23 protein-coding genes and 1 pseudogene are annotated in these 24,137 nt (G+C 55.5%); 20 read left to right on the top strand and 4 right to left on the bottom strand.

Annotated features, from left to right (window positions below):
• Window positions 1–648: 648 nt before the first annotated feature.
• The gene (locus AC13DD_RS08795) at window positions 649–1,977 is read right to left on the bottom strand and encodes an ATP-binding protein (RefSeq protein ID WP_482931065.1); all 1,329 of its coding nucleotides are present in this window, start codon (window positions 1,975–1,977) and stop codon (window positions 649–651) included.
• The gene (locus AC13DD_RS08800; protein ID WP_053113967.1) at window positions 1,964–2,629 is read right to left on the bottom strand and encodes a response regulator transcription factor; all 666 of its coding nucleotides are present in this window, start codon (window positions 2,627–2,629) and stop codon (window positions 1,964–1,966) included. Before AC13DD_RS08800 ends, AC13DD_RS08795 begins: the two co-directional genes overlap by 14 nt.
• Window positions 2,630–2,830: 201 nt before the next feature.
• On the opposite strand from AC13DD_RS08800, the gene AC13DD_RS08805 reads away from it, so the two are divergent.
• The 15 genes from AC13DD_RS08805 to AC13DD_RS08875 all read left to right on the top strand — a co-directional run bounded on the left by AC13DD_RS08805 (window position 2,831) and on the right by AC13DD_RS08875 (window position 17,512).
• Window positions 2,831–3,358, top strand: a complete 528-nt coding sequence (locus AC13DD_RS08805; protein WP_482931066.1) for a cupredoxin domain-containing protein — start codon at window positions 2,831–2,833, stop codon at window positions 3,356–3,358.
• A gap of 87 nt (window positions 3,359–3,445) precedes the next feature.
• Window positions 3,446–5,227 carry a copper resistance system multicopper oxidase gene (locus tag AC13DD_RS08810; RefSeq protein WP_482931067.1) on the top strand — a complete coding sequence of 594 codons (1,782 nt, stop codon included), beginning with the start codon at window positions 3,446–3,448 and terminating at the stop codon, window positions 5,225–5,227.
• Window positions 5,224–5,973, top strand: coding sequence for a copper resistance protein B (locus AC13DD_RS08815; protein ID WP_092031102.1), 750 nt, complete (start codon window positions 5,224–5,226; stop codon window positions 5,971–5,973). Before AC13DD_RS08810 ends, AC13DD_RS08815 begins: the two co-directional genes overlap by 4 nt.
• 146 nt (window positions 5,974–6,119) lie before the next feature.
• Window positions 6,120–6,476 carry a hypothetical protein gene (locus AC13DD_RS08820; RefSeq protein ID WP_199456073.1) on the top strand — a complete coding sequence of 119 codons (357 nt, stop codon included), beginning with the start codon at window positions 6,120–6,122 and terminating at the stop codon, window positions 6,474–6,476.
• Window positions 6,477–6,487: 11 nt separating this feature from the next.
• Window positions 6,488–7,843: an APC family permease gene (locus tag AC13DD_RS08825; RefSeq protein WP_104270555.1), complete on the top strand. Its 1,356-nt coding sequence runs from the start codon at window positions 6,488–6,490 to the stop codon at window positions 7,841–7,843.
• Window positions 7,844–7,870: 27 nt separating this feature from the next.
• Window positions 7,871–8,089, top strand: a complete 219-nt coding sequence (locus AC13DD_RS08830; RefSeq protein WP_099615972.1) for a hypothetical protein — start codon at window positions 7,871–7,873, stop codon at window positions 8,087–8,089.
• A 113-nt stretch (window positions 8,090–8,202) separates the two neighbouring features.
• Entirely contained in the window at window positions 8,203–8,619 is a 417-nt protein-coding gene (locus AC13DD_RS08835; RefSeq protein ID WP_139043634.1) for a hypothetical protein, read from the top strand.
• Between the two features lie 148 nt (window positions 8,620–8,767).
• Complete coding sequence (locus AC13DD_RS08840; protein ID WP_199452674.1) at window positions 8,768–9,133, top strand: NADH-quinone oxidoreductase subunit A; 366 nt, start codon at window positions 8,768–8,770, stop codon at window positions 9,131–9,133.
• Between the two features lie 956 nt (window positions 9,134–10,089).
• The gene (locus AC13DD_RS08845) at window positions 10,090–11,034 is read left to right on the top strand and encodes a Ni Fe-hydrogenase III large subunit (protein WP_053115522.1); all 945 of its coding nucleotides are present in this window, start codon (window positions 10,090–10,092) and stop codon (window positions 11,032–11,034) included.
• Window positions 11,031–11,927 (top strand): complex I subunit 1/NuoH family protein, encoded by an 897-nt coding sequence (locus tag AC13DD_RS08850; protein ID WP_008169443.1) that lies wholly within the window; start codon window positions 11,031–11,033, stop codon window positions 11,925–11,927. The genes AC13DD_RS08845 and AC13DD_RS08850 overlap by 4 nt, the downstream gene beginning before the upstream one ends.
• The gene (locus AC13DD_RS08855; RefSeq protein ID WP_273083912.1) at window positions 11,927–12,463 is read left to right on the top strand and encodes an NADH-quinone oxidoreductase subunit J; all 537 of its coding nucleotides are present in this window, start codon (window positions 11,927–11,929) and stop codon (window positions 12,461–12,463) included. Before AC13DD_RS08850 ends, AC13DD_RS08855 begins: the two co-directional genes overlap by 1 nt.
• Window positions 12,460–12,771, top strand: coding sequence for an NADH-quinone oxidoreductase subunit NuoK (gene nuoK, locus AC13DD_RS08860; protein ID WP_091855030.1), 312 nt, complete (start codon window positions 12,460–12,462; stop codon window positions 12,769–12,771). The genes AC13DD_RS08855 and nuoK overlap by 4 nt, the downstream gene beginning before the upstream one ends.
• Window positions 12,768–14,666: an NADH-quinone oxidoreductase subunit 5 family protein gene (locus AC13DD_RS08865; RefSeq protein WP_248185540.1), complete on the top strand. Its 1,899-nt coding sequence runs from the start codon at window positions 12,768–12,770 to the stop codon at window positions 14,664–14,666. Before nuoK ends, AC13DD_RS08865 begins: the two co-directional genes overlap by 4 nt.
• A 15-nt stretch (window positions 14,667–14,681) precedes the next feature.
• On the top strand, window positions 14,682–16,151 hold the full coding sequence (locus AC13DD_RS08870; RefSeq protein WP_248185538.1) for a complex I subunit 4 family protein: 1,470 nt from the start codon (window positions 14,682–14,684) through the stop codon (window positions 16,149–16,151).
• A complete protein-coding gene (locus AC13DD_RS08875; RefSeq protein ID WP_273083918.1) occupies window positions 16,151–17,512 on the top strand; it encodes an NADH-quinone oxidoreductase subunit N in 1,362 nt (453 codons plus the stop codon). The genes AC13DD_RS08870 and AC13DD_RS08875 overlap by 1 nt, the downstream gene beginning before the upstream one ends.
• Window positions 17,513–17,529: 17 nt before the next feature.
• On the opposite strand, the gene AC13DD_RS08880 is transcribed toward AC13DD_RS08875, so the two are convergent.
• Entirely contained in the window at window positions 17,530–17,964 is a 435-nt protein-coding gene (locus tag AC13DD_RS08880) for a hypothetical protein (RefSeq protein WP_273083921.1), read from the bottom strand.
• A gap of 438 nt (window positions 17,965–18,402) precedes the next feature.
• Between AC13DD_RS08880 and AC13DD_RS08885 the strand changes: the two genes are divergently transcribed.
• The 4 genes from AC13DD_RS08885 (at window position 18,403) to AC13DD_RS08900 (ending at window position 22,120) form a co-directional block, all read left to right on the top strand.
• A complete protein-coding gene (locus AC13DD_RS08885; RefSeq protein ID WP_199453458.1) occupies window positions 18,403–18,756 on the top strand; it encodes an EMC3/TMCO1 family protein in 354 nt (117 codons plus the stop codon).
• Between the two features lie 298 nt (window positions 18,757–19,054).
• Complete coding sequence (locus tag AC13DD_RS08890; RefSeq protein WP_228285600.1) at window positions 19,055–19,714, top strand: hypothetical protein; 660 nt, start codon at window positions 19,055–19,057, stop codon at window positions 19,712–19,714.
• Window positions 19,711–20,475 (top strand): hypothetical protein, encoded by a 765-nt coding sequence (locus AC13DD_RS08895; RefSeq protein ID WP_474271922.1) that lies wholly within the window; start codon window positions 19,711–19,713, stop codon window positions 20,473–20,475. Before AC13DD_RS08890 ends, AC13DD_RS08895 begins: the two co-directional genes overlap by 4 nt.
• Before the next feature lie 58 nt (window positions 20,476–20,533).
• The gene (locus AC13DD_RS08900) at window positions 20,534–22,120 is read left to right on the top strand and encodes a hypothetical protein (RefSeq protein WP_474547992.1); all 1,587 of its coding nucleotides are present in this window, start codon (window positions 20,534–20,536) and stop codon (window positions 22,118–22,120) included.
• On the opposite strand, the pseudogene AC13DD_RS08905 reads toward AC13DD_RS08900, so the two are convergent.
• Window positions 22,117–22,700, bottom strand: a pseudogene (locus tag AC13DD_RS08905) (cytochrome c biogenesis CcdA family protein); the annotation flags it as partial. The gene AC13DD_RS08900 and the pseudogene AC13DD_RS08905 sit on opposite strands and share 4 nt — an antisense overlap.
• 382 nt (window positions 22,701–23,082) lie before the next feature.
• Between AC13DD_RS08905 and AC13DD_RS08910 the strand changes: the two are divergent.
• Window positions 23,083–23,541, top strand: a complete 459-nt coding sequence (locus AC13DD_RS08910) for an ATPase (RefSeq protein ID WP_117618265.1) — start codon at window positions 23,083–23,085, stop codon at window positions 23,539–23,541.
• Window positions 23,542–24,137 lie beyond the last annotated feature (596 nt).

Here is a 24,137-nt window from a genome sequence, read left to right on the forward strand (position 1 = left end):
GTGCAGCCTTCCGTAAGTTTACACTTGAGAGAGCCTTTACACATCATGGTTTGCGCTTTAAGAATCCTCCCCCTCTTCGTTTTTGTGGTAGCAGGTCTTATCAGTGCTCCGGCTCATGCTTCCAATATAAAAAGTCGAGCAGCGGCCTTTGCCATCCACCGCAAGGAAGTTGGTATGAGCGAATCAAGAAATATCAACCCTACGACTCTGTTGATGCCTGCCTGGATTCAGGCGGTAAACTTCCGGATGGTGTCTCTTTGGCCTCGGTTCAACAGGTCCAAGAGCAGAAAGGCAAGTTACAAAGCTACGAACGGTCTGCGTTCGGGCAAGGTTGGGAAGACGCCGATGGAGATTGTCAAGACAGCCGTACTGAGGCATTGATTGCACAATCCACGACCAAGGTCCGGCTTGCAGATGAACGTCGTTGCAGAGTGGTTTCGGGCCGCTGAATCAGTCCGTTCACAGGCAAAGTCATCCAGAACAGCAGTGAGATCGACATCGAGCATGTGGTCCCGCTGAATGGTTGCCACCGTCAGGCCAGTGCGGTTGTGTGGCAAATCGTACTTGTTTGACTGCGTTGGTTCTTGCTAAGGGTAGAGTTGTCAGAGTTTTTCAGGCGCGATAACCCACTCGTTAACTTTCGTGAATTCAAAATTCAATCGTGACCTTTAATCCACCTCGTGGGCGATTGGAAAAGACAATCTTTGCGCCATACCGGCTAACAATGTCTTGAACGATTGCAAGGCCGAGCCCGTGGCCCGGAGTCTGTTCGTCCAGCCTTAATCCTCGTTGACCAAGCTTGCTCAATTCAGCTTCCTCAACGCCGGGACCATCGTCTGTCACGACAATTCGTTTTGAGGGGCCGCATTGTTCCAATATTAGCTCCACCTCTCTATGTGACCACTTCCCCGCATTGTCCAGCACGATCCCCAGTATTTCAGATAGGTCGTATTCTACAATTGGCCAACGGCTATTCTCTGGGAGAGAACTTGATAACTCAAATGATTTTGCCGGGTATAGTCTTCCCATCATCCACAGAAGGTCCCGTGCTTTTTCTACTGGATAGCAGCTTTTTCCTACCTGCGGCCCAGCAAACCGGCTGCGGCGCATTTCAGCTTCAAGTTGTTTGTCAATATCCCCGAGACGCGCAGCTATTTGCTGCCTTAACTCGCTATCTAGCGGCGTAGAAGTGTCGCTGAGAATTTGTTGGACAGACGCAATCGGAGTTTTAACGCTGTGGGATAGGTTTGCCAGCGCATTCCTCGAGCGCTCCAATCGTTGATCAAGTGAGTCAAGCAGCTGGTTCAACTGTTCGACGAGAGGGTGGAACTCCTCGGGGACAGTCATATCTATACGCGAGACGCTCCCATCCTGGAGTCTTTTCAGTGACGCCTTGAGTCGTGTGACAGAATGCATGGACAAATTGACGCCGAGCCAGATTGCACAAACCATTAGCGAGATAAGTAAAAGAGATGCGATTGCCGTCCATGCATGTAGCTCTGCCTGGCTATTCTTCAATGCGCCGAGGTCTTCTGCAACGATAACAACAAACGGTTTTTCGTTTGCGATGAAGGAACTCCGATATGCCAATATGTCCGTTGGGGCCCCTGCTATTTCAGAATTTTCGACCCGAATCGTGCCCTCTTTTTCCGATTTGATGAGCGGCGATAGTAGCGGTTTCCATGATTCTGGCGAAATGATGGTCCTGGAATCGGAGTGTTGAACAAAAGCATGGTGGAATACGCGCTGAAAGTAATCGCCCGTCTTGAGTCCGTCGAAGGCTCCGTCACTGTCCCGAATCTGATGCTCTAAAAACGAAACCTCCTCTTTCAGCCTGTCCGTGACAAATTCACGGGACATTCTTTCGAGCAGAGCACCATGTGCAAACCAGGCTATTGTCATCAAGGCAACACCTGCGGGCAGCAGTATTACAAGCAGGGTGCCTTTTACAGAGGCAGGTTTCTTAAACGTTGTCATTGAACATATAGCCTTGGCCACGTCGGGTTGAGATTGTGGAATTTCCCACCAGTCTTCGCAGCCTCCGAATATATGCCTCGATAACGTTCGCGCTTGGGCTATCTTCGAGACTGTAAAGCTGCTCTAGCAGTTGGTCTTTTGAAAAGACATGGCCCGGCTTACTCATCAGGCAGCGCAGGAGACGAAACTCTGTGCCGGTAAGTGGATGTTCAGTTCCATCGTCCACCGACAAGCATTGACGATTTTCATCCAGCACAAAGCGGCCTGCCTTAACCAATGAATGTGTTCTCCCTTCGCTCCTGCGAACAATAGCATTCAGCCGTGCAATTAACTCTTCGGTCTGGAAAGGTTTTGCGAGGTAGTCGTCTGCCCCTGCCTTTAGTCCAGCCACTTTATCATGCCAGTCATCTCGCGCTGTCAGGATTAGTACGGGAAAGGCAATGTTCTTTGCGCGCCACTTTTTTAAAACATCTAAACCGTTGCCGTCGGGCAGCCCCAGATCCAAGATGCTGACCCGATAATCTTCCTGTTCACCCAGAGTTATTGCTTCTTTTGCCGTATACGCAGGGTCCACGCTGAACCCCGATTTTTCAAGTTGATGCAAAAGGCTGTTTGAGAGCATCTGATCGTCTTCAACCAGTAGTAAACGCATTTTTTTTCCTTTTTGCTGAGCGGCGACTGTGAATTCAACGTAATGTCTTTAGTAGTCCTGAATTCAGCCTAAATAAATTTTTTTGAATTTTCAGTAAGAATTCAGGTTGGTAAGCGATCTTATGTAACGATTCTGGACATTGATCAAGTGTCCTGAAAATACAATTAATTGTTGCTGAACGATTTCACAGGAGAAGATGGTATGAATGTATCAAAGTTGTTGGTAGCGGGTGTGGCCTTTTCAATGTCAGCGGGTGCTTTTGCCGCAGGAGTCCACGGTGGCGGGCACGGGGCTAGCAGCGGAGAGCCCGGAAAGGCTTCCGAGGTCGCTCGCACCATCACCGTGGAAATGTACGACAACTATTACGAGCCCGAAGAAATCAGTGTAAAGCCGGGTGAAACCGTTCGCTTCGTGGTGGAGAACAAGGGAAACCTCGTGCATGAATTCAACATCGGCACCCCGGATATGCACGAAGCCCATCAGAAGGAAATGATGATGATGGTGGAGCATGGCGTGATCCAGGGCGGCAAGCTGAATCACGACATGATGAACATGGATATGGGCAATGGCCATTCGATGAAACACGACGATCCCAACAGCGTCTTACTGGAACCCGGGCAGAGCAAGGAAGTTGTCTGGAAGTTCTCTGATAAAGGCAATATCGAATTTGCCTGTAACGTGCCGGGCCATTACCAGTCAGGAATGTACGGTGACGTAAATTTCGAATAATGCAGTGTGCTGAGCGCCGCACGATTGCAAGGGCTGGTGAAGGCTTTCCAGCCTAACTCCAATGAAGTGCAGTTGGGAATAAAACAGATGAAGATACGCCTTTTGACAGGGCTTTTGACCCTGCTGATGCCAGCCATGGTTATGGCCGGTGAGTACGACCTGACGGTCGACCGGGTAAAAATTGATACCGGCGATTTCGTGAAAGAAGGTATCGGCTACAATGGTGCATCTCCGGGACCGGTGATGCGCTTCAAGGAAGGTGAAAATGTCAGGATCAACGTAACCAACAACCTGGACGAGATGACCTCGATCCACTGGCACGGACTGATCCTTCCCTTCGACCAGGATGGTGTGCCAGGTATCAGTTTTCCAGGTATCAAGCCGGGTGAAACATTCACCTATGAATTTCCTATCCAGCAAGCAGGCACCTATTGGTTCCACAGCCACTCTGGTTTTCAGGAGCCAGACGGAGCCTATGGCGCCATTGTCATTGAGCCCGAGGGCCGTGAACCGTTCCGCTACGATCGTGAATACGTGGTGCAACTGACCGATAAACACCCCCATTCCGGTGACCGCATCATGCGCAACCTGAAAATGATGTCGGATTATTACAACCGTGAGCAGCAAACTGTGGGCGAGTTTTTCTCGGACGTGTCAAAAAATGGCCTGATGAACACCGTCAGTGACCGTATGGCCTGGGGTGGCATGCGGATGATGAAAGCGGACGTTGAGGATATCCATGGCTTTACGGGCTTGATCAACGGCAAAGGACCAAGCCAAAACTGGACAGGGATCTTCGAGCCGGGCGAACGCATTCGGCTGCGTTTTATCAACTCTTCGGCGATGACTTACTTTGATATCCGGATCCCCGGTCTGGACATGACGGTTGTGCAGGCAGATGGCAACAACGTTCAGCCGGTTAGTGTGGACGAGTTCCGGATCGGTGTGGCGGAAACCTACGATGTGATCGTCCGTCCGAAAGATGAGCAGGCCTACACCATTTTTGCTGAATCCATGGGGCGTTCGGGCTATGCCAGGGCAACATTGGCCCCTGAAGAGGGTATGGAAGCGGCCGTGCCGCAACTGCGTGAAGCTGCCCGACTGACCATGGCGGATATGGGCGGTATGCCCGGTATGGACCATGGCAGCATGGCAGGCATGGATCATGGAAACATGGATATGGGCAGCTCAGAAGGTGTGTCCGGAATGGACCACTCAAACATGGGCAGCATGGACCATTCGAATATGAAAGGAATGGATCACTCCAACATGAAAGGAATGGATCACTCTGACATGTCCGGCATGGACCATGGTTCCATGGCGATGGGAAAAGGCGGTCCCAGCGATCCCTTCTATGCCAAGGGCAGTGGCCTTGTGCCGACGGCGGCCAATGGTGGCAAGTTCCTGTCCTATGCTGATCTGAAGGCTCAGGACCCGTTGTACGAAGACCGCGAACCGACTCGGGAGATCGAGCTTCGTTTGACCGGCAATATGGAGCGCTACACGTGGAGTATCAACGGTGTTAAATACGAAGACGCGGATCCCATTCGTCTCAAATATGGTGAACGGGTCCGTTTCAAGTTTGTGAACGAAACCATGATGACTCATCCCATGCACCTGCACGGTATGTGGTCCATCCTTGATGTTGGCGCAGGTCAGTGGAACCCGATCAAACACACCGTTAGCGTGAACCCGGGCACTACGGTGTACATGGAAACCGAGGTTGACGAGCCAGGCCAATGGGCGTTCCATTGCCATCTTTCTTACCATGCGGCTGCCGGGATGTTCCGCAAGGTGATTGTTGAGGGTGGCCCTGAGTCCACGCAGGCCAAGACAGGCGTTGTTGCTGAAGATGGAGGTGAGGCATGAGCTGTATTCGATCACTTGCCGCAGTCAGTTTCCTTGCCTCTATTGGTTTCTCAACGACGGTGATAGCTCAGGAAATGATTTCCGATACCACCGCTCGTAAACAACCGCTCACAGCCTGGGGTGTTCAATTTGAGGAGTTTGAGTACCGATACAGCGATGATGATGAGGAACTGGGCGTCTGGAATGCGGATGCCTTCTATGGCACCGACGAGTTCAAAGTCCGGCTGCTCACAACCGGGGAATACGAGATAGAGGAACAGGCCTACGAAACACTGGAAAACCAGTTGGTCGGCCAGATCCCCATCTCCAAGTTCTTCGACGCCAAAGCGGGTGTTCGCTTCGACACCCCTGAAGGGCCGGATCGCACTTATGCCGTGCTGGGTGTCGCTGGGCTTGCCCCACAATGGTTTGAAGTCGATGCCAACCTGTATGCCAGCAAGGATGGTGATACGTCTGCCGAAATCGACGCGGAATACGAGCTGCTTTTCACCAATTACTGGATCCTGTCTGCAACCCTGGATGCGACGGTAGCATTCAGCGAGGATGAGGAAATTGGCGTGGGCAAAGGCTTGGTTTCCACCGAAACTGGGCTCCGGTTACGCTATGACCTGATCGATCGCGCATTCTCGCCTTACGTGGGCGTGGTGCATGAGCGCAAGTACGGTGATACCGCAGATCTCGCTAAAGCCGAAGGCGGTGGCACAGAAGACTGGTTCGCAGTCGTCGGTGCCCGCATCTCGTTCTGATCGGAATGAATAAGGAGCCAGGGGTTGCCCTGGCTCTATTTTATGATGTACGTCAATTTCATCGAAAACCTTCACTGATTTTCAGTCGCAGTTCAGGTCCGCATGTTGTCATTGAGGGGAAATGATAAGGCGAAGAGGGGCCCGCCATGACTAAAGCACATAAAGCATCGAACCAGGAACAGTTCCTGCTGCGACGGAAACTTGTCGTGGAAGGTTTTGAAGAGAGTGAATGGTCTGACTTTATTCACGAACTCAATCATCACCCCTGTGTTGATTTTGCCGAACGCAAGCCAAATAATCTGTTAGACGTTACCTTCGATGGGACTCATTGGTCTACCGACGAGTTATTGGAGGTGATTGGAGCACATGGTGGCCGGTTGAAGGCGGGGTGGTGGGCTCAAAGGAAGCTGGCGTGGTATCGATTTACAGATGACAACGTTCGTGCCAATGCCAAGCATGATCCGTTTTGCTGTTCAAAGATCCCGCCCATGAAACGAAAATAACCGGAGGTTAAATGAGCAGGGAGCAAGATAGAACCACTCGCTATAAGGAAGGCAGTCTCACACTCGCGGGAACCGTTATGCTCGGTACCGGCGTCATGATCGGCGCCGGTATCTTTGCACTTACCGGGCAGATGGCGCAGATGACCGGTGTTCTTTTCCCATTGGCGTTTCTGGCGGCTGCGGTGATCGTCAGCTTCAGCTCTTATTCCTATATCAAGATTTCTGATGCCTACCCCTCAGCCGGGGGCATTGGCATGTACCTTCACAAGGCTTACGGAAACCGTCTGCCGACGGCGTTTAACGCCCTGCTGATGTATTTCTCGATGGTGATCGCCCAGAGCTTCCTCGCGCGCACGTTCGGCTCGTACACCATGCAGCTGTTCGGTGGCGATGAAAGCGGTCGCATGGTGCCCATTCTCGGCGTGTCGTTGATCCTGGCGGCGTTTCTGATCAACCTGCTCGGTAACCGAATGATTCAGGGGGTGGCCTCCTTCATAGGCATCCTGAAGATCGGAGGTATAGTGATTTTCGGGGTCGTGGGTGTTTGGGTTGCAGATAGTCTGTCAGTCGACTTTTCAGGCACGGGCGAAGCCGGAGCAACGGGGAATTTCCTGGGTGCGACGGCACTTGGAATACTGGCCTTCAAGGGCTTTACTACGATCACTAACAGCGGCTCTGAAGTCATAGATCCCAAGCGGAATGTAGGGCGGGCCATCATTATTTCCATCGCGGCCTGCGTGGTGATTTATACTTTGGTTGGTTTTGCTGTGGCCAGTAACCTGTCGCTGGCTGAAATCATCGAAACGCAGGATTACTCGCTTGCTGCCGCCGCGCGCCCGGCTCTGGGAGAGTACGCGGTCTGGTTCACCGTTGCCATTGCCATGATGGCCACCGCCGGCGGTATTCTAGCCAGTATTTTTGCGGTCTCACGTATGCTTGCGATGTTAACCGAAATGAAACTGGTTCCCCATCGTCATTTCGGTATGCCGGGCAGTATCCAAAAGCACACGTTGGTGTACACCGTGGTCCTGGGGCTGGTTCTGACGGCTTTCTTTGATCTCTCCCGGATTGCAGCATTAGGTATCGTATTCTATTTGGTAATGGATATTGCCATTCACTGGGGAGTCCTTCGTTATTTGCGCCACGATGTGAAGGCAAAGGCGTGGGTGCCAGCGGTTGCCATCCTCCTGGATTTGCTCGTACTCGGAGGGTTTGTTTGGGTCAAACTGAACTCTGACCCGTTTGTGATTGGCGTTGCGGTTGGCACGATGGTTGTTATTGCGGCAGCAGAGCAGTTTTTTCTGAAAAGGTTCCAGGAAACCGGACATTCGGGACATGATGAATCTCATGCCCATGATCACCACTAATCAGTAGTCAACCGGGAGGACAGCACCGTGATGGAAGGTGATATGTTTGGCAACACAATGTGGGCAGGTCACTGGCTCTGGATGCTGGTGATTGGCATTGTGGTAGTGATACCGGCCTGGCGTATCTGCCAGCGCACGGGATATCCGGGGTGGATGGGGGTCTTGATACTTATCCCCATCGTCAATCTGGTTTTGCTCTACTTCATCGCTTTTAGTGACTGGCCAGTTGAGCGGAGTGGAAAATAAGTGGACTGTTGTAATGCAATTGATACATTGAGCTTTCTTCACAATCCTACGATACGACTTAAGGCTGTTGTTCGTGTGATCACAATAATTGAAAGAAACTGGGAGATAACCAGATGAAAGCAATAAATTTTAAACTGTTCGTATTTTTGACTTTTTTGCAAGCGCCATTTTTGCACGCTGAAGAAGTTCTTTCTGGCGAAGATGTCGCAGATGTTGTCGTCGGAAACACGGTGCAAATGGAATTCCGAGATGCTCAGGACAATTTTCGCACTCGAACTTTTCATGAGTACTATGATCCTGATGGTTCGATCTATGGAATGACCAAATATCGCGAACAGCAGGGAAACCTTACCCACTATATCGGAAGATGGGAGGTCAAAGACGGTAAATTTTGCACATCTGTCTATGGTCGCGACTATTCCTGTAACAAGATAAAGCCTTTGTCTGGAAATGATTTCGAATTGCTCAATGAGGGAGGCAAGATAAGGAACGTCAAGGTATATGAAGGGAAGCATCATGGACTGGAGTAAGGATATCTGCGGGTGAGTTTTTAGCCTCTGTTTGCTCGGGAAGTACGGTTCGCCCATGCGGAACCAAGAAGCGAGTTAAGGGCATATTGATCTTGTCTCTGGAGAACGCTATCGGAGTGCAGACTCCGTTGCGCGACTTGAGGATTGGATGATGAGTATTTTGGAGCAGTACGGTCTGTTGCTTGCCTTGGTGCTTGGCATCGCAGCTACGGTTTTGGCCCTGTTTGGGATTGCCCGTGCCATGGGCCCGACGCGTCGGGAGCCGGGCAAGGACGTGCCAGCGAGTTCCGGAGTGTTGTCACGGGACCCGGTCTGGGGCCGCTATCACGCACGGTACTACGGCTACGCGCTGCTCTTTCTGGCCTTCGACATGGAAATGGCATTTATGTACCCCTGGGCAGTTGTATACAGGGAAGTAGGGCTGGTTGCTTTGTATGACATGGGGGTGTTCCTTGCCATTCTCTTTCTTGGTTTGCTCTACGGCTGGAGTCAGGGGGCATTGAGGCGGCAATGACTTCTGACCCGACAATGAGCATTACGGGCGCGCGCCAGCGGCAGGAGCGGTTCACGGTACTTCAGAAGTGGGTTTCCCGGGCCCTCGCGGGCAACCTGAGCTGCCTGATCGTCCCGGGGCCTGAAGTGGCACTGTCCCATGGCCTGGATGTGACAGCGGCAGGTATGCGCATCACCGCGACACCTCGCGATGCGAGCGTGCTCCTGATTATCGGCGAGCTTTCAGAGAAAATGAACGAGGCCGTGGCGGTGCTCTATGCGCAGATGCCGAGGCCGCGAGCCATTGTCAATTTGGGCGGACAGACGCCGTCAACGCTACCGGACGCTGATTTTTCCGCGGGTGTTTCGCAAGCCGGCCTGATCGACGCGGTTGACTGGTTGAAGCGCGCGCTGGCCAAGGGCGCATTCTCAGACTCCCCCGAGGATTTCGACGCCCCTGTTCTGCACGCCAGAATCGAGTATGTCTGCCCCATGCACCCGGAAGTTGTCCAGAACGAGCCGGGTAGTTGCCCCAAGTGTGGCATGGACCTGGTCGCCCGGGAGGCAGGGGAGCCGGCCCCCGAGCATGACCATGGGCACGATCATCGCGAGCACCGGCACCATGAGCACGAACACCAGCATCATGAGCACGAACACCAGCATCATGATCATGCGCAGCAGCACGAACACCATGAACACGAACACGATCATGGTCACTGCCATGACCATCATGATTCGCATGAGCACGATCATGAGCAGCACGAGGGTCATCAGCACTCGCACGAAAACCATCATGATCACGGACACAAGCACCAGCACGATGAGTCCGACGGCGACGCGGAGGAGAAAAATTCGGGGCATGATCACAGTGAGCACGGTCATGATAGCCACGAACATGGCGGCCATGATCATGGTGGTCACGGTCATAGTGGTCATGATCATAGTGGTCATGACCACGGCGCCTCGGGATTCATGTCCATGATTGAAGTGACCAAGGACCTGCCTCGTAGCGCCGACGGGTTGGCGATGGACTGGATGGAGGTGCCGTTCGGTCCGGTTTTCCCCGGTCTGCCTGGTGGGCTCAAGTTGACGCTGACTCTTGACGGTGACGGCGTAACAGAAGGACAGGCCACATCCTTGGTGGGCATGATCAATGAGAGTGAAGAAGGCAAGGAGATCGACGCCGAGACCTTTATCGAGCGCCTGGCGTCGGCCATGCCACTGGCCAGCGTGAGCTACCGACTGCTGGCCTGCCTGGCAATCGAGCGGGCGGCTGGTCTGGAGAACGATTCGGCAACCGATCAGGCCCGGGCTGTGGCGCTTGAATGTGAGCGCATCGCCAGTCACCTGGGTTGGCTGGCGCAAACGGGGCGCCAGCTCGGCTTCGCCTGGTTGACGGATCGTGCCGCAACCCTGCAACTGGAGATCCGCCGCGCCAGTGGAAAACGGCTTGTGGAACTGACGCCCGCTCTGCAGGCATTGGCGGCTCGTCTTGGGCGAACGCCTTTGCTCAAATCGCGATTGAAGGGGATCGGCGTACTGCCATCGGGCACTGCGGGCCTGAGTGGCCCCGTGGCGCGCGCTGCTGACGACGCCGGAGATGCCTGGGCGCGCCTGTGGCAGCGCCTGGACGAAATCATCACGAGCCTCGACTACATCAAGGCAACCGGGGAGCCGGGGCTACCTGTTTTGCGAAACATCGGGCGTGGATCAGGCACCGGTGAGGCCACCGTGGAAACCCCGCGCGGCGAGGCTCAACTGAGCCTGATTCTGGAACACGGCCAGGTGAAATCCTACAGGTTGGACACCGCCTGCAGTCACCATATCGGCCTGGTCGCAAAGCTTGTCGAGGGCCGGGAACTGGGCGACGCACTGGTGGCGGTCGGATCACTTGACCTTTCGCCCTGGGAGGTGATCTCGTGAACTTCGTCATCGTGTTGCTTGCGTTGCTTGGTAGCGTCTGGCTGCTCGCCGTGGTCGAGGGCTGGACGACAACGGGCCGCCTGCGTCCGGCCGCGCCCCTACTCAGCGGCCTGGCGCACCTCGGTCGTGAATCCATTGTACCGCGCACGCCGGACCGGGTCTTTTTCGAGACGGCGCCGGTGCTACTGCTGATCGTCGCGGTGCTTGGCGCGGCGGTTCTGCCTCTGGCGCCGACCCTGGTGATCGCGGATCTGGCTACCGGTGCGCTGTTCATCAACGCGGCGCTTGCCTATGTGCTGGTGGCGCTGATCATGGCCGGCTGGGGCCCGAATGGCGCCTACGCCATGATCGGCGGCTGGCGATTCCTTGGCCAGCTCATCGCCTACGCCATGCTTATTGTCATGCCCATCACTGCGGTGGCGATGCGCGCCGAATCCCTGGTGACCACGGTGATCGTTGGCTCCCAAGACGGCTTGTGGAACATTGTCTATCAGCCGCTTGGTTTCGTGCTGTTTTTCATTGCCGCCATGGCGCTGGCGTTTCGTGCGCCTTTTGATCTGCCAACCGCACCCGGGGAACTGGGCGGGGGTGTGGACGCGGAATACACCGGCGTGCGCCTGGGGGTGTTGCGCCTGGCCAGGCTGACGCTGGTGATCACGCTGGCTTCCGCGACCACGGTGTTCTACCTCGGCGGCTGGCATGGGCCGCTGCTGCCTCCCTGGGCCTGGAGCCTGATCAAGACCCTGGCCGTGGCCGTGTCGATGCTCCTGGCGGGTCGGTATCTGCCGCGCATTCGCGAGGCGGATCTGATGCGGTGGTGCTGGACCCTGGGGATTCCCCTGGCACTGCTCAATATCATTGTTGTCGGTTTACTGGTTCTGGTGGTTCCATAATGTACGCTCAGGCTTTTTTTGTTGCCGTTTTCGGGCTGGCCGCCATCGGCTTCGGCGTGGTGGTGTTTCGCACATCGTCCATGGTGCGTTCCGCGCTGGCGCTGTTGTTTTCTCAGACTGCCGTCGGCTGCATTTTCCTGGCGATGCAGACCGAATTCCTGGGCGTGCTGCAGATCATGATGATGGCGACGGAGATGAGCATCATGGCCATTTTCATGGTGATGTTCATGATGGACCCGGGCGGGATGGGGGGCATGGATATGACCCACCAGAAGCGCTTTTCAATTGGCGCTGGCGTGGTCGCTGCCGGTGTTGCGATAGTGGTCGCGTTTTGGGCCGATTGGGGACCTGTAACGGCCGAGGCGCCGGATGCGGCGATGCAGACACGGGCGCTGGGCATGGAATTGCTGGGTCGCTCCATGCTGATCTTCGAAACCGCCGGTATCACTATTTTGACCGCGATGATTGCGGCCACGGCGGTGGCGATACCGGTGCAAACGACGGCCAATAGTGCTGACAAGGAGGATACGGAATGACTCTCGTCCTGATCGTGGCGCTTGTAACCGGTGCAATCCTGTGCGGCATTGGTGTTTATGGCGCGTTGTCCCAGACCAATCTGGTTATGATCATGATGGGGGTGGAGCTGATTCTTGCAGGCGCGTTGGTGAACTTGGTCGCCTTCTGGCGTTTTCTGCACCCCGAAAGCTACTCCGGCCAGATGTTCGTGCTGGTGGTGATGACCGTCATGGCGGTCGAAATGGCGGTTGGCTTCGGTGTCGCGATTGCGCGTTTCCGGGCCAAGGGCTCGGTTGAAATGGAAGAAGCCGGGGACCTGAAAGGATGAGTGCAGTGCTTCTACCGATATTGCCACCACTGATCGCCGCCCTGGCGTTGCTGGTTCTGCGCCGGGGCCTCGCGACGATGGCCCTCGGCGGGGCGACGTTAAGTCTGGGCGGCAGCCTCTGGCTACTGGCCCGGGTCGCCGGCGGGCAGACCGAAACCCTGCTTCTGCCCGGTCTGCCGGAAATGCCACTTCGATTGGTCGCCGGACCTATGACAGCACTGCTGGCGGTGGCGGTGGCCACCGTGGGCACGTTCGTGCTGATTTATGCAGTCGGATATATGAAGCGGGAGTCCGGCCTGTGCCGCTTCTACGCAGTAATGTCCCTGTTCCTGGCCGCTATGCAGTCGCTGGTGCTGGCCGGCGACTGGGTTCTGTTGCTGGCGGTCTGGGAGTTGATCGGTTTGTGCAGTTACCTGCTGATTGGCTTTTGGTTCCAGCGGCCCGAGGCCGCGGATGCCGCCGGTCGCGCCTTCCTCTACACTCGTAGCGCCGATCTGGGTTTGTACGTGGCGGTATTTATGCTGATTGGGTCGGCCGGTACCAGCGAGATTGCCGCCTCCCTGGAGGCCGGCGGCAGTGCCTCGACTGCCGCGGGGCTTTTGTTGCTGCTGGCCGCCATGGGTAAGTCGGCCCAAGTCCCCTTGCAGGACTGGCTTATGCGCGCGATGGCGGGGCCGACACCGGTTTCGGCGCTGCTGCACTCGGCCACCCTGGTGGCGGCGGGTGCCATCCTGCTGATCCGTTCGGCCCCGCTGCTGACACCGGAGGTGTTGCTCGTCGTCGGACTTGTCGGCGGCGTTACCACGGTGGCGGCCGGAGTTATTGCACTTGCCGAGCGTGATCTCAAACGCCTGCTTGCCGCTTCCACTGCTAGTCAATATGGCTTGATGCTGGTTGCGGTTGGAGCCGGCGTTCCGCTGGCGGCCCTCCTGCATTTGCTCGCCCACGCCGCCATCAAGAGCACCCTGTTTCTTGCCGCCGGAGACTTCCAGCATGCCCGCGGGGGTACCGGGTTCGATCAGTTGGAGGGTGTTGGTCGTGACAGACCCTGGACTTTTGCCGGCTTTGTGCTGGCAGCGCTGGCACTGGCCGGTATCCCGCCACTGAGTGGGTTCTTTTCCAAGGACGCGGTAATCGCCGCCGCCCTGTCTGCGCAGGGCACCGCCTGGCTCGGCCCCCTGGCGCTGGCCGGTGCCCTGCTGACCGGCGGCTATATGGCCCGGGCCTTGTGCCTGCTATGGCGAGGCTCCGGAGAAACCCGCCCGGTTGCCGGTAGTGCCTGGATGACTTTGGGCGTTTGGGGGTTGGCGGTCCCTGCCACGATTCTCGGCCTGGCCTTCGGCCCCATCGAGGCCGTTCTTGATCTGCCCGCCGTCACCGCAGGCACATTGGCCGTGCTCCTTGGGCTTCTTGCTGCCGCGTGCGGCCTCGGCCTGGGCTGGCTCGTGCCGGCTCCCCGCCTGCTAGGGCCGGTTTATCCGTGGGCGCGACGCGGACTTTCCGTTGGCGGTGGGCTTACGGTCTGGGTCGGTAGGCCCGCAATGGCTGTGGCCCGAGGATGTGAGCGTTTGGAAGGGCGTCTGTATGAAGCTGTGCTTTCTCTTGGGCGCGCCGGTCTCTTCCTTGCCTCTGCGAGCGAGCGAGCGGAGCGGGGCTTGTTCAAGATTGTGCTTTGCGTGGGCAGGGTGAGCCTGAGGGTCGCGACCTATGTGCGGTTTGGAGATGAACGCCGTATCGACGGCCTGATTTTCGCCCTGGTGGCGGCTGTGCGTGCACTGGGTGCGCTAGCCCGAAACCTCCAAAGCGGCTTTATCCATCATAGCCTGGCGATCAGTGCGGTCGCAATCGCCGTCACATTGGCTGTTCTGCTTTTTGCTTCATCGACGAGCTTTTAGAGGAAACCCATATTTATGTTACCACTTGTCTCGCTCACCCTGTTTTTGCCGCTGGTCGGCGCGGTGCTGATTCTGTGTCTTCCGAAGCCCGCAACGCGTACGGTACACGTCATAGCGATTATTACCGCCGCCCTTACACTGATCGGTGCTCTGTCCATGTGGTTTCAGGGTGCGAGCGGTGCAGGCTTTTCCCAGGTCGAAGAGCTGCAATGGATACCGGCCATCGGTGCCGCCTACCGGGTTGGAGTTGATGGGATCAGTCTGCCTTTGGTGCTGTTGAGCGCTGTTCTTTTCCTGGTTGCTGTGATCTATACGTCGTCGCTTCGTGAACGTCCGCGCGCCTATATTGCTCTGGTACTTCTTCTGGAAACTGCGTCTATCGGTACCTTTACAGCCCTCGACGGTATCCTGTTCTACGTCTTCTTCGAGGTTTCCCTTGTCTCCATGTATTTCATGATCGCCGGGTGGGGCCACGAAGACAGGCAACGGGCAGCGTTGATGTTTTTTATATACACCTTGCTGGGAAGTCTGCCGCTTCTGCTTGCTATCCTCGGGCTTTATCTGGGCAGCCCCGAACCGACCTTCGACATGCGAGCCTGGATTGAGAATCCCCCCCTGGAGGGCGCGGCGGCCATGTGGGCATTGATCGCTATGCTGATCACCTTTGCGGTAAAGATCCCCGCGGTGCCCCTGCATACCTGGTTGCCCGCCGCACACGTGCAGGCGCCGACAGTCGGCAGCGTTATCCTCGCCGGCGTCATGCTGAAATTCGGCACTTACGGGCTGGTTCGATTTGCTCTGCAAATGACCCCCGATGCGTTCCGTGAAGCGGGCGTTGTTGTTCTTGTTCTCGGTGTTGTCAGCGCGCTCTACGGGGCTTTTGCCGCTCTGGCCCAGAGTGATCTGAAACGCTTGGTCGCCTATACGTCGGTTAACCACATGGGGTATGTCATTGTCGGTGTGGCCGTGGCGGCAATAACTCTGGATCCCTCGGTGCGAACTGTTGCTTTGGATGGTGCGGTATTGCAGATGTTCAGCCATGGACTGGTTACCGGTGCCTTGTTCTTGCTGGTGGGCATGATCCAGGACCGTGCCCACACCCGTGAAATGGGCGAATTGGGTGGGTTGCTCAAGACGGTCCCAATGCTCGGCTGGACCTTTGTGTTGGCGGCCTTTGCATCGCTGGGCTTGCCCGGGCTGGCGCACTTTCCGGCCGAGTTTCAGATATTTCTTGCCACTTTAAGCGCTTCGCCTGCCGCGGTGGTTGTGATTTTGGGTATTGCCATTATTGCCGGTACGTTTCTCAAAGCACTGCGGGAAACCTTTCTGGGCGAGCCCCGGCAGCGCTGGCAGTCCATGCCTGATTTGAGCGCTCGTGAGTGGCTTGCTGTGGGGCCATTGCTGGTGCTCACTGTCGGCACTGGCGTGGCACCCTCCTGGGTGCTGGGTATCATCCACCGCACTACATCGGCGCTGGCACTGTGATGGCTCGTGATCTTGCACTGTTGATTCCTGAAATTGCCGTACTGTTGACGGCTGTCGGTGCGCTGATCGCGGAAATGCTGCGTAGGCCGCAAATTGCGCTGCTGGTCGCAGTTAGCGGTCTGATCGTTGCCACGGGTCTGACCGTCAGTCTGATTGGTGAGGACACAACGGTGTTTGGTGGCAGTTTCCGGGTTGACGACCTCAGTGTGTGGGCCAAACTCATTCTGCTGCCGGCCACCATCCTCGCCATATTTTTGGCGAGAGTGGATGTGAGAGGCACCGTGCGAGAGGGCACGGTTTACAGCCTGCTTTGCTTTGCCACCATCGGCGCGCTCGTTCTGGCAGGCGCGGGTGATACGATGTTCCTTGTGTTGGGTACATTATTAACTGGCCTGGCCACCTTTGCCTTGGTTGCCTACCCGGATACCGACCCTGCCACTGAGGCCGCCATGAAGTTTTTCGTGTTCGCCTCGGTCACAGGTGCGATCATGATTTTCGGCCTGAGTTACTGGTTCGGCGCTGCGGGATCCACGTTACTCGCGGATCTTCCTGGTATGGATACCATGCCAATGGCGGTTCTTCTTGGGTTGGTGGCGGTGGTTGTCGGTCTGGGTTACAAAGCCTCGCTGGTTCCATTCCATTTCTGGGCGCCAGATGCCTATGAGGGTGGGCCACTGTCAATAGCGGCCTACCTGTCAGTGGTGCCCAAGATCGGTGCTCTGTTCGCACTCGCTCAGGTGGTTCGCGATCTACCCCCGGAAAGTGGTTGGACCGCCATCATCGCCGGTCTGGCTGTTCTGACCATGACCTATGGTTATCTGGCCGCGCTGGTGCAGGATAACGTCGTTCGGCTGCTGGCCTATTCGTCGATTGCCCAATCCGGCTATTTCCTTCTGGGTATCCTGGCAGTCGGCGCCAGTGAACTTGCTCTGCCATCCATTATACTGTTTGCTGCCGCCTATGCGGCCATGAATCTGGGCGCTTTCGCCGTTGCCGCCAGTACTGGACGGACTCTGAACGATTTTGACGGATTGGGTCGCGCCCAGCCGCTTATTGGCCTCGCAATGGTTATCTTTCTGCTATCGCTGGTTGGGATTCCCCCATTGGCGGGTTTTGTCGGCAAGTTCCTTTTGTTTGCCGCAGTCATCGACGTGCAGTACACCTGGGTGGCAGTGGTGGCGATCATCAATAGCGTACTCTCGCTGGCAGTTTATCTGCGCCTCGTTGTGCCGATGTACAGGCAAGGGAATGTCGTGGTGGCTAGAACTGATATCTGGTTGAAAGCCGTACTGATAATAGCGCTGACTGTCACACTCCTTTTGGGTGTATTTGCGCAAGTGTTTGTAGGGCCGTTTGCATGATGGCCGAAGCCCATTATTTATTGCCGGGAGTAATCACCGCCCTGACGTCTGAGATCAAGCCAGCCTCTATAGAGCCAACGCAGACCAAAGAGCGAGACTGTTGGAACGATAATCCACTGCACTAGAGGCGCAATACCTGTGCCAATAAAGGGTAACAGGGGCATAGAATCATTGTAGCTCCAGCGCTGGCCTGCGCCTGTGGCCCATGCTTCAAAGACTATCGTTATAAGCAGACCGGTAGCAAAATACACTCCTAAAACATGGCGGCGCCACCGTCCCTGTATCCAAAAGCCATCTTTAGTTGCCGCGGCGGCAATGCCATAGGCAAATAGTGCAATATTGGCATCACCGATTGCCGCCCGCGTGCACAGCCAGACTACCGCACCATGGGATGCCTCCATCATCCCTGTAAAGAAAGGCACCTGGATCATTTCCCAAAAAAAATGCAGCAAAAAGCTGACAGACCAAATTAAAAAAACAGGAACCAGCCTCTACGGGATAGTCGACTTGAACAATGCATAATCTATCCAACTAATCTATTAATTTCAGGCAGCCGAAGTTGAAATCACCATTTCCAATTGAATACTAGCCAAGTCTTCCCAACCCTGGGAATGTTGCTAGCCTCCACAAAGCTAATTGAATTATCTGGCCGGTTAAAGCCATCGCACCCAGCACTAAGGGCCTAAATCGCCTATGTGATATGTCGTCAGATCTTATTGGCCCCTGGCAGTGTTCCGGCGAGCCGGCCGATCCCTCCTGGTATTGGCTGGCTTCACCTTGACCGAAGCTTGTACTATCTTATAGGCAGACGGTCAGAATCTGGCCCGGTCAGCGGGGGACACCTGCTGACGCAATCGCAGTTCCCAATTACTCGACGGACGGAGAACACCATGAAACGACTGACACTTGTTGCTACTGTCATTGCCGGTCTGCTTTCCATGCCGGCCCTGGCGGCGGATCACGATCAGCATCGCGATGCAAAGCATCATGAGCAGGACCAGAAGAGAGCAGCGGCGATGCAGCAGAATATGGAAGAAATGCAGGCGCTGATGAGCCGGATCAAACAGGAGCAGGACCCTGCCAAGCGCCAGGAACTGATGCAGGACCATATGAAAGCCATGCAGGAAAACATGCAGATGATGCATGGAGACATGAAGGGCTGCATGGGAATGATGAAGGAAATGAAGGGGTCGATGAAGGATCAGCCGATGAAATCGAAAGGGGCGGAGAAATCCGGCCATTGAGGTCATCAAGCCCTTATCCTTCGCGCTGATATTCGATCTGTTGTAAAGGTGACCGTCCAGGCGGTCACCAGAAACCGCCTTAGCTCCTTCGTCTCCGACATGTTGCCAGTCCTGTCTAAGACATAAGTCGTAAGCCCTCTGGATTTTCAGCTTCGTTTCAGGTTTCACTGGTCGCGGCCTGCCTGCAATCAGGAGGTTGGTTGCCCTGCTGTATGCGACACGGCGGAATGACCGGCCATTAGGTCCGTTTGCTGAGCTCTTCTGACGACCAATAAGACGACTAATAATAGGGATCACAATGAAGCAACTGAAACTTAAGCGCAGCCCGCTTTACCTGGCGATTCTCGGAGTAGCCGCAGTGTATGCTCCAAACCCTGTCATGGCGGCCGAATTTGATTTTCATGGCGACATGAACAACCGGTTTCAGGCCTACACCAATCAGAGGGATTGGTTCAGAACAGGAAACTCGGGTGGCGGTACGCTGAAAGACAGCGATCCCACCGAGAGTTATGGTGAGATAAAATACCGGTTCTGGTTCACCGCCGCCTCTGACGATGGAATGGTCAAGGGCGTGTACGCAACTGAAATCGGCGGCATTCGCTTCGGCGAGGGTTCAGGTGGCGACTTTTCCGGTGACGGCGTAAATGTCGAGACCCGTTGGGCTTACGTCGACTTTGCTTTGCCCGGCGCCGTTGATCAGCGCCTGAAAATCGGCTTGCAGCCGGTTTCGGTTAACGCCAATGTCTGGAATGAGACCGCAACCGCTGCGGTGCTGACCGGGAAGCTTCAGTCTGGTATTGACTATCAGCTTCTGTGGGGGCGTGGTGACTCCACCAACGAGGACGCCAACGACTCCCCGGAAGACGAGGGCTGGGATGGCGCTGATAACTTTGCGCTGAACCTGGATAAGCACTTTTCGCCCAACCTGAACGCCGGAATTTTTATCTGTACCAGATGAACAATCAGGTTGCAGAGGGTGTCGGCGAGATCAATAGCAGGAACTACGAGCTGAAGCGGATCGCTGATAACTCGGAATACTCAGTCTCAAACCTGGGCGCGACCTTCGACTACAACAGGGAGACGTCGGCAGGCCGGCTTTTCCTCAAGGGTACCGCCATCGCCCAGACGGGAACGATAGAAGGTGTTAACTTCAACCCTATAAACGGGGCTGTGAATCCGAACACCAGCTATGACCTGTCCACCTTTCTGGGCCGTGGCGAGCTTGGCCTGCAGTTCGGTCCCAATACCGTCACCTACACAATGGTGTATGCATCAGGGGACAGCAATGAGCAGGATTCCAATTTCGATGCGTTCATCTCCACGGACGTCGATCTGACGGATAGCATGATTTTCCAGGAAAATTTCATGGACGATGATTATTTCGCCGAGACGCCTTATATCCTGGATAAGGGCTATTTCCTGAATAAGATCCAGCTCGATCACAAGGTCCGGCCTAACCTGAAGCTCAGTGGAATGCTGGTGTACAACCGGCTGGCGGAAGCCATTACGCTGGCTGACGGGAGTTCATCAAAAGATCTGGGCCTGGAGTTCGGTGGACGGGTGAGCTATCTTCCGTATCCGTCCCTGGAAATTGCGGCGGAAGCGGCTTATCTGCTTGCGGGAGATGCAGTGGATGTACTTGAGGAAGGCGCGCTTCAAAACGGCCAGAGTGATAAGGACATTGTGCATGTTGCCGGCCGCGTCCGGTATAAGTTTTAACTGACCAGAAGGTGCGAAGCCGACGCTTCGCACCTTATTCCTTTCGAAGAGCCTCTGTATGACGAATGTAATCAGCTGTGCCAGCGTCCGGATCTTTCGTTTTGTCGTTTTAATTGTTTTTACAATAACCGGACAGCTCTGTTTCGCAGCTGAGCGCTTCGATCCTTTTGTTTCCGCGATCAGCCGGATCGACAAGGACGAAGGTCTGGTTTACATAGACCGGCACAATAGTGTCGCGGGGGTGGGGGATGTTTTCGTTACGGCAAAACCCGTTCAGAACGGCGATGCCAGTTTGGTCGGTGACCGCCGGTCCGTAATCGGTATTTTACGGATTAATCCGGAAGAATTCGTTGGCAAGCTGCTGTCCGGGCCCATGCCTGGTGTAAATGCCGTTGTGGAGAGGTTTGGCCCTTTGCCGGCCGTAATTAAAAGTACAACCGAAAAAAGCGGGCCCGTGGAAGAAGAACTGAAATCCATGTTTCCACGCCTGGTCTGGGAAAATGAGGAAAGCAAGGCAGAGCCCTCTCTGACGTTCGAGTTAATAAGCAAGGGCAGGGTAGTTGTCACCTATGACCAAACCTGGCTGGTCGGGATGATTGATATCGGCGCAGCTTCATACTCAAAGGAAGAGAGTTTTCGTGTTGCGGCAGAGGCGGAGGCCGAGCTTGCTCTTGAGTTGCCGGGCCGGGCAGGTTCGATTGCGGTCCATGAAATCCCGGGGCGTTATGTCGTGGCACTGGAAGGCAAGCAGACAATCAGGTTTTTTTCGGGGCGCTCCGATGGCTCTGTAAGCGAAATCGCCGTGGTTGATATTCCACGTGGCGAGAGAATCATTTACATGGACTGGTATAGCAGTGCCGGTGGGCTTTATCTGCTGGTCAACCAATGGGATGATTACCGGGTGTCAGGTTCTGTTGTCAGGCTTGACGGGGACCGAGCCATGTTGGTCGGGTTTTCGCCATTGATGATGGGCGTGCATGATACCGACCTGGATGGGCGGAGTGACACCATTCTGGGGCAGTCCTATACGGCAGAGCACGGCTTCGGGTCAAAGATTTACACGGTTATGCCGGGGCAAGAGAAGATGGCGGAAAGCGCCAATGACACATTCAGCGCCCTGACGCCGGGTTTCAGGGTGTTGGGCTCCCGGGTTCTGGGCAAGACAGACAGCGGCGATCTGGCTTTTGTAAGTGCGTTTGACGGTAAAGCCTCTGTGTATTCCGGCAATGGCCCGGAATTGCAGCTCAGCTACGATATGGACCCTCTTGTCAGCTCGGAAATCCGGTTTGAGGTAAACCCGGAACTGATTTTCAGTCCGACAAGATCCCTGTCTCTGGGTAACCCGTTTGTCGGCGGCACCGGAGGGGCGGATAGGGTTTCGCGCCCCATGGTGGGTATCGCGCAGCGCCCGAGCTCTGCGGAGGCCGCAGGTCCCAGGGATGTCGTCGCTATCGACTGGCTGGACGCAAACCCGGGCTCGCCATCGGTTCTGGGAAGATCCAGGGTATCCATACCCCGCTCGGCGAAGCCGGCCTATGGGAGCGGTGGGCTGTTCTTTTTCTCGGTAGGAAGCCGAGGTGGAGATAGTAAGGCCGGGGAAGGCGCAACAAGGCTCTACCGGCTTCCAGCCGACCTGGGACACTAGCCAAGCCTTCCCAACACGGGAAAGGTCGACAGCATCCAGGTGGCGAACCAGGTCATCTGGCCGGTCAGCACCATTATGCCCATGATGATCAGCACAAGGCCCGCCAGTGCCCTTAGCGGCCTGCTCCAGCGGCTGAATCCGCGCACTCGCTTGCGAAAATGCTCGATGAACAGCGCGGTTCCGAGAAACGGGAGTGCCAGGCCGAGCGAATACACCGCTAGGTACAACATGCCCGTTTCTGCGTTGGCGTGGGTGGAACTGAGCGCCAGTATGGCTCCGAGTATCGGGCCGATGCAGGGCGTCCAGCCGACGGCAAAGGCGATGCCCAGCAAAAAGGCCGCTGTGGGGCGTCCTCCCTCGAGCGTTTGCCCCAGGCGCCCAGTCCCGTTGCAGCGCCGGCATGCTCCACCAGCCCAGCATGAACAGGCCCATCAGCACGATCAGCAGGCCCGCCACCAGATTGGCTTCCTGCCGGTAGGCCATCAGCCAGCGCCACGAAAACCACGCTGAACCCGAGGACAAAACAGCAGCTCAGCCACAAGGCTTTCAGGCGGTTTGATGCCTCACTAACGGCGCCGCCGGCACTGCCGGTGAATATGAATGGATATCCGGTCTGCCCGGCCCTGTGGCCCGGCGATGAAGCCGCATCGGATCATAAAACCTCTGAGCCACTCACATGTCAAGCAGTAAGGTATTGAGTGTCCATGAAATGATCCAGACTTGACTCCTGTCAGATCCGGATCAGTTAGTGGCGATTGTTCAGTTTCGGTTCAGCATAGTATGAGTTGCCGCCCCCGGTGTGGTATGGGATTGATGCAAATCATATTAACCAGTGCCAGGGCCGGAATTTTACTTTCTTTTGCTGGTTTTCAGGGTGAGTTCAGGTTGCAGGGTTTTACTTCGAACAGGGAACCTTATACCGGGCTGGCAATCATCAACCCAAACAAAGCGGGGACAACGAAATGCATATCAGAACCTTTGGTGAATTGATTGACTGGACGCGGGATCTGCACTCACACCTGGCGAGTTGTCTGTCCCACTGTGCGACAAAAAATGAAGAAGAGCGGGCCCGGGCACTGCTGGACTATCTGGCGGCCCATGAGTCCGAAATGGAGCGGATCGTGAGCGAGTTTGAACGTCAGGGGGATTCCAGGGCGCTAGAAACAAGAGTCTTTGATTACCTTTCGCATAATCCCGTCAAAACTCACCGTACCTGTGATGAGCCGTACGCAAAGCTTGATTTCCAGGGTATTTGCCGGGAGGTATTCGACTTTCATGATCAGATCGCCGACCTCTATAAAGCCATGGCGGACCGGGCGGAGATTCCCGAGGCAAGGGAACTGTTCCAGGCTTTGTTAACCATGGAACAGAACGAATCGATGCGACTGGCCCGTCAGGTCGGACGAATGGACGACCTCTGATCATCCACTGAAGCAGCGCTCTGATTTCCGGGCACCGATCCGGCATTTTCTCAATCAGGCGGAGGATGAGCGCAGATGAACATCACATTCCCGGGTGGAACGGAGACCGCGACCGGCTCCAGGTTGAAACCGGCCAGACACGTGTATTGGTCGATTGCGGTCTGGAAGCAGGGCCTGGGGTTCGGATAGTGCAGCGTGACAATTATCAAGTCTTTGTCGCCGCGGAGGCAGGGGCCCGGGGCTTTTGCCGCCAGGCGGGAATAAAAACTGACGTGAATCAAGGCCGGAGCGACCAGGCCAAAAAATTCAGTTTCGTTTCAGTTTCAAGGTGTTTAAATGTTAATGTTTTGGATCAGTAGCTTTTCGAAAGCCTTTTTCCGGAACAGCTATATACGTCTCTTCATCTAACCCAGAAGGGTGCACCTATGAAAAAACTCCATTTTATTAAGCTGTCGCACCGGCACTGTAGCTGTCCTGCAGAGGCACCCCAACAGAGGCGTAGTAATAGGCATCTCCTTGCACGAACACCCCATCACCACTGGTGTCGCTGTTGATCGTGTAGGCTAGGCCTACAGCAGCAATGCCATAGCTGATCT

It is taken from the genome of Marinobacter sp. L-13, from assembly GCF_056857715.1.

What these genes read in the sequence shown, in the direction of transcription:
- AC13DD_RS08885 (WP_199453458.1), top strand. Translation starts at nt 18,403, where the DNA reads ATGAAACGACTGACACTTGTTGCTACTGTCATTGCCGGTCTGCTTTCC.
- AC13DD_RS08910 (WP_117618265.1), top strand. Translation starts at nt 23,083, where the DNA reads ATGCATATCAGAACCTTTGGTGAATTGATTGACTGGACGCGGGATCTG.
- AC13DD_RS08810 (WP_482931067.1), top strand. Translation starts at nt 3,446, where the DNA reads ATGAAGATACGCCTTTTGACAGGGCTTTTGACCCTGCTGATGCCAGCC.
- AC13DD_RS08870 (WP_248185538.1), top strand. Translation starts at nt 14,682, where the DNA reads ATGTTACCACTTGTCTCGCTCACCCTGTTTTTGCCGCTGGTCGGCGCG.
- AC13DD_RS08865 (WP_248185540.1), top strand. Translation starts at nt 12,768, where the DNA reads ATGAGTGCAGTGCTTCTACCGATATTGCCACCACTGATCGCCGCCCTG.
- nuoK (WP_091855030.1), top strand. Translation starts at nt 12,460, where the DNA reads ATGACTCTCGTCCTGATCGTGGCGCTTGTAACCGGTGCAATCCTGTGC.
- AC13DD_RS08895 (WP_474271922.1), top strand. Translation starts at nt 19,711, where the DNA reads ATGAACAATCAGGTTGCAGAGGGTGTCGGCGAGATCAATAGCAGGAAC.
- AC13DD_RS08795 (WP_482931065.1), bottom strand. Translation starts at nt 1,977, where the DNA reads ATGACAACGTTTAAGAAACCTGCCTCTGTAAAAGGCACCCTGCTTGTA.
- AC13DD_RS08815 (WP_092031102.1), top strand. Translation starts at nt 5,224, where the DNA reads ATGAGCTGTATTCGATCACTTGCCGCAGTCAGTTTCCTTGCCTCTATT.
- AC13DD_RS08855 (WP_273083912.1), top strand. Translation starts at nt 11,927, where the DNA reads ATGTACGCTCAGGCTTTTTTTGTTGCCGTTTTCGGGCTGGCCGCCATC.
- AC13DD_RS08820 (WP_199456073.1), top strand. Translation starts at nt 6,120, where the DNA reads ATGACTAAAGCACATAAAGCATCGAACCAGGAACAGTTCCTGCTGCGA.
- AC13DD_RS08900 (WP_474547992.1), top strand. Translation starts at nt 20,534, where the DNA reads ATGACGAATGTAATCAGCTGTGCCAGCGTCCGGATCTTTCGTTTTGTC.
- AC13DD_RS08840 (WP_199452674.1), top strand. Translation starts at nt 8,768, where the DNA reads ATGATGAGTATTTTGGAGCAGTACGGTCTGTTGCTTGCCTTGGTGCTT.
- AC13DD_RS08825 (WP_104270555.1), top strand. Translation starts at nt 6,488, where the DNA reads ATGAGCAGGGAGCAAGATAGAACCACTCGCTATAAGGAAGGCAGTCTC.
- AC13DD_RS08875 (WP_273083918.1), top strand. Translation starts at nt 16,151, where the DNA reads ATGGCTCGTGATCTTGCACTGTTGATTCCTGAAATTGCCGTACTGTTG.
- AC13DD_RS08835 (WP_139043634.1), top strand. Translation starts at nt 8,203, where the DNA reads ATGAAAGCAATAAATTTTAAACTGTTCGTATTTTTGACTTTTTTGCAA.
- AC13DD_RS08890 (WP_228285600.1), top strand. Translation starts at nt 19,055, where the DNA reads ATGAAGCAACTGAAACTTAAGCGCAGCCCGCTTTACCTGGCGATTCTC.
- AC13DD_RS08805 (WP_482931066.1), top strand. Translation starts at nt 2,831, where the DNA reads ATGAATGTATCAAAGTTGTTGGTAGCGGGTGTGGCCTTTTCAATGTCA.
- AC13DD_RS08845 (WP_053115522.1), top strand. Translation starts at nt 10,090, where the DNA reads ATGATTGAAGTGACCAAGGACCTGCCTCGTAGCGCCGACGGGTTGGCG.
- AC13DD_RS08800 (WP_053113967.1), bottom strand. Translation starts at nt 2,629, where the DNA reads ATGCGTTTACTACTGGTTGAAGACGATCAGATGCTCTCAAACAGCCTT.